The sequence below is a fragment of the Deltaproteobacteria bacterium genome, assembly GCA_016875225.1.
Classification (GTDB): domain Bacteria; phylum Myxococcota_A; class UBA9160; order SZUA-336; family SZUA-336; genus VGRW01.
Genome location: VGRW01000165.1, coordinates 1 through 2,501 on the forward strand (window position 1 = coordinate 1; position 2,501 = coordinate 2,501).

Below are 2,501 nucleotides of genomic sequence, written 5' to 3' on the forward strand. Positions count from 1 at the left end.
TCGACCGCGCGCTCCAGCTGGCGCAGGACGCGAAGAACGCGATGCCCAACGACCCGAGCATCGCCGATACGCTGGGCTGGGTGATGTACAAGAAAGGCATCCCCTCGGCCGCGATCGCGCTGTTCCGGGAGTCGATCGACGGCTACCCCAGCGGCCACCCGCTTCGGGGCACGGTCCGGTTCCACCTCGCCTCGGCGTACGAGAAGAACGGCGAGCGCGACCGCGCCGTCGAGGAGCTCAAGCGCGCCCTCGAAGAGAGCTCGAACTTCGCCGAGCGCGACGCCGCGGAGAAGCTCCTGAAGCAGCTCCAAGCCGGCTGAACCGGCACCGGATTCCTGCCTAAAGGCTCGCGTAGGCGCTGCCGATGCGCGTCGAGGAAAGGGGAATCCATGTCCTCGCTGCGCTCCATCGTGCTGGCCGTCGTCCTGGTTCTGCCGGGTCTCTGCGTCGCGCAGGGGCAGGGAACGGGCGTGACACCCGACGGCAAGAAGGGACAGATCTACAAGGTCCAGAAGGGCGACACGCTCTGGGCCATCTCGCAGACCTACCTAGGCACTCCCTGGATCTGGCCGTCGGTCTGGAAGGAGAACGAGGCGGAGATCGCCAATCCGCACCGGATCTACCCCGGCGAGCTGATCTGGATCTCCGAGGGCATGATGCGCAAGCTCACCCCCGAGGAGGCCGCCCGGCTGGCCGCGGCGGGCCTCGCCCCCGAGGCGCAGGCGGAGCTGCCCGCGGCGCCGGCTCCCGAGGCGCCTGCGCCCGAAGCCCGCAAGATCGTCGAGCCCTCCGAAGAGCCGGACCCGTTCGCGTCGCTCGACGGAACGCAGGTGACCGACGACTTCAAGCTCGCGATCCCGACGCTGCAGGGCCTGAGCTTCGTCACGGACGACGCGCTGAAGACCAGCGGCGCGCTGATGGGCAATCACGAGGAGAACTACTGGATCGTCCAGGGCCAGCGCTCGATCGCCAGTGTCGGCGAGGGCCAGGCCCACGTCGGCGACGCCTACACGGTCTTCCGCATCCGCCGCGAGCTGCGCCATCCCGAGACCGGGGAGCGCCTGGGCTACTTCGTGCAGGTGCTCGGAAAGGCCGAGGTCACGGAGCTTCTGCCCGAGACCTCGTGGATGCGCATCACCGAGTCGTGGGCGGAGATGGAGCCCGGGGACCGCGTGATGCCCTTCGTCGAGGAGCCCGACGCGATCACCGAGGTGCACGTCGACCAGGCGGTGCGGGGCGAGATCGTCGCCTTCGAGCCCTACCGGCTCCGCGTCGGCGACCGCGACTTCGTGATCCTCGATCAGGGTACGCGAAGCGGTGTCGTGCCGGGGCGACGGCTCGTCGTGTTCCGCGCCGGACGACCGGCCCGCGATCCGCTCTCGTCGGAGATGATGATGGTGCCGGACGACGTCGTGGGCGAGGTCTTCGTGGTGAAGTCGAACGAGAAGACCGCGCTCGCGCTCGTGACGCGTTCGGACCGCGAGCTGGTCGTCGGCGACAGCTTCCGCAACCGACCCTGAGCCGCGACGAGTCCCGCATCGGACGGATTCGGCTACGCTGCGGCAGTGGTCTTCCGCGCGATGCTCTTCGTTCCGGGCGACAGCGAGCGCAAGCTCGCCAAGGGTGACGACTGCGGCGCGGACGCACTGATCCTGGATCTCGAGGACGCCGTCGCCGCCGAGCGGCGCCCGCACGCGCGCGGTCTGGTCCGCGAGTACCTCGGCGCGCGCATGAGTCCGCGCAGGCCTGCGATCTTCGTTCGGATCAATCCGCTCGACTCGGCCGAGGCGCTCGCGGATCTGGCCGCCGTCGTGCCAGGCGCGCCCGACGGAATCGTCGTGCCGAAGACCGGCTCGGCCGCCGACGTGGTCCGGCTCGATCACTACCTCTCCGCGCTCGAGGCGCGCGACGGCGTAGCGCCGGGCACGACGCGAATCCTGCCGGTCGCGACCGAGACCGCGGGCTCGCTGTTCCAGCTGGGCAGCTACACGGGAGCGAGCCCACGCCTGCACGGGCTCACCTGGGGCGCCGAAGACCTTCCGGCCGCGCTAGGAGCCACCACCAATCGCGGTCCGGACGGCGAGCTCGCGTTCGTCTACCAGCTCGCGCGCGCTCTCTGCCTGGCCGCCGCGGTCGCGGCCGGCGTGCAGCCGCTCGACACGGTCCACCCGGATTTCCGCGACCTGGCGGGCCTGGAGGCGAGCGCGGCGCGCGCGCGACAGGACGGCTTCACCGGCAAGCTCGCGATCCACCCCGACCAGGTGCCGATCATCCAGCGCGGCTTCACGCCGACCGCGGAGGAGCTCGCGCACGCGCGCCGCGTGGTCGCGGCGTTCGAGGCCGCTCCACGGGCCGGCACCGTGGCCCTGGACGGCAGCATGCTCGACCGCCCGCACCTCTTGCAGGCGCAGCGCATCCTCGCCAGGTCCGGCGCGAGCTAGCCCGCGCTGCCCGGCTCGGCGGCCTGCTCGGAGAGCTCCACCGTCGTCGCGAAGAGCGTC

At 70.9% G+C, this 2,501-nt stretch carries 3 protein-coding genes; all 3 read left to right on the forward strand.

Translation table 11 applies throughout. The annotated features are described in order from the left end of the window. Nucleotides 1-320 (forward strand): tetratricopeptide repeat protein (locus tag FJ108_18405; GenBank protein ID MBM4337865.1); only part of this gene is annotated, 320 nt, incomplete at its 5' end. A 69-nt stretch (nt 321-389) separates the two neighbouring features. Beyond that, nucleotides 390-1,520 (forward strand): LysM peptidoglycan-binding domain-containing protein, encoded by a 1,131-nt coding sequence (locus FJ108_18410; GenBank protein ID MBM4337866.1) that lies wholly within the window; start codon nt 390-392, stop codon nt 1,518-1,520. Nucleotides 1,521-1,580: 60 nt separating this feature from the next. Continuing rightward, on the forward strand, nt 1,581-2,441 hold the full coding sequence (locus FJ108_18415; GenBank protein MBM4337867.1) for a CoA ester lyase: 861 nt from the start codon (nt 1,581-1,583) through the stop codon (nt 2,439-2,441). Nucleotides 2,442-2,501: the final 60 nt, after the last annotated feature.

Excerpts from the sequence above, each read along its gene's own strand:
- FJ108_18415 (MBM4337867.1), top strand. The coding sequence starts at position 1,581 with ATGCTCTTCGTTCCGGGCGACAGCGAGCGCAAGCTCGCCAAGGGTGAC.
- FJ108_18410 (MBM4337866.1), top strand. The coding sequence starts at position 390 with ATGTCCTCGCTGCGCTCCATCGTGCTGGCCGTCGTCCTGGTTCTGCCG.